Source organism: Aquiflexum sp., assembly GCF_041749095.1.
Lineage (GTDB): Bacteria > Bacteroidota > Bacteroidia > Cytophagales > Cyclobacteriaceae > Aquiflexum.
This window is the reverse complement of record NZ_JBGTCA010000014.1, coordinates 1-1509: the sequence shown is the minus strand read 5'-3', so window position 1 is coordinate 1509 and position 1509 is coordinate 1. Positions and strand designations below refer to the sequence as shown.

Annotated in this window: 2 protein-coding genes; both read left to right on the top strand. The window is 43.3% G+C overall.

The window, feature by feature from the left end:
* Positions 1-180 (top strand): hypothetical protein (locus tag ACEW8O_RS00835; RefSeq protein ID WP_373492724.1); only part of this gene is annotated, 180 nt, incomplete at its 5' end.
* A 71-nt stretch (positions 181-251) separates the two neighbouring features.
* On the top strand, positions 252-1509 hold a 1258-nt coding region (locus ACEW8O_RS00830), incomplete at its 3' end, for a sodium:solute symporter family protein (RefSeq protein WP_373492723.1).

Genomic DNA, 1509 nt, shown 5'->3' with positions numbered 1-1509 from the left:
GGATTGATCGGATGTGGGAGCAGGGGAATAGGATTGGCAATGATTCTGAAGGAACTTCCTGAATATCAATTAATCGCCTGTTGCGATATTATTCCTGATACTGCAATAGCAGTCCATATGGGTAATAATGCCATGGAAGAAGGAAATTTCCAATTTTGGGACTCCTCTTATTCCACCTGATCATCATGTCCAAGCAAGCTATTGCCATTCTAATAATCTTCTGAAATTGTATAATTGAACCATCCCCCTTCATGAAGCTGACTACTTTTGACCTGTTCATTATAGGTCTGTTCTTTCTATTGATGCTGGCAATAGGAATTTACGCCTATTTCAAAAATAGAAATGCCGAGGATTATTTTATAGCCGGTGGGAACTTGCCCTGGTGGCTTTCGGGAATTTCCCATCATGTATCAGGATATAGTGGAGCTGTGTTCGTGGCTTATGCGGCTTTGGCTTATACCCATGGGGTGTCTGTTTATTTTTGGTGGGCTTTGACCATCGGTACAACTATCCTTGCCAGTGCCCGTGTTTTTCCTGTTTTATGGGTGCGTTTGAGGAAACAATTCCTGATACAATCCCCCTTGGAATTCCTCGAAAAAAGGTACAATCTCCTCACCCAACAGATCATGGCATGGAGCGGGGTATTGTTAAAATTGTTTGATATCGGAGCCAAATGGGCAGCTATTGCCATCTTACTCAATGTCTTTACAGGAATCAGTCTGCCTGTTGGCATACTGATTTCAGGTGGCATTTCACTGCTCTATATTACTTTCGGTGGACTTTGGGCGGTTGTGATCACTGATTTTACTCAATTCATTGTTCAGCTTTTGGCAGGTATAGTGATGTTTGTGGCGGTATTACAATATCTGGATGGGTTTGAAAGTATCTTGACCATTTGGGATCAGCTTCCTGCTGAAAACAGTCAACCTTTCAATGAACCATACGGCGCCGGTTTTGCCCTAACTTTTTTGTTCATCAATTTCCTTTCCTACAACGGAGGGCAATGGAATTTGGCTACCAGGTATATTTCATCTCCTTCCGAAAATCAGGCCATTAAAGCAGCAAGGCTTTCCGGGATTTTATACCTGATCTGGCCTTTGATTTTATTTTTCCCCATGTGGGCAGCACCGATTTTATTACCTGATTTGCTTGACCCAAGTCAATCTTATGGGGAATTGACCCTTCTGTTGTTACCATCAGGTTTGGTGGGATTGGTCATCGCTTCCTTATTCGCCAATACCATGTCCATGACCTCTTCGGACATCAATACCATTGCCGCAGTGATCACACGGGACATTTTACCCACGTTTTCGGAAAAGTACGGTCATGGCAAATCGTCGTTGGCAATAGCCAGAATTACCACATTCGTTTTCACCAGCATGACCATCCTGATCGCCCTTCAATATGAATATTTTGGTGGAATTCTGGGCTTGATCATTTCCTGGTTTGGGGCATTGGTAGGACCGATTGCCATCCCGATGCTTTTTGGGTTGATTCCAGCATTCAGGT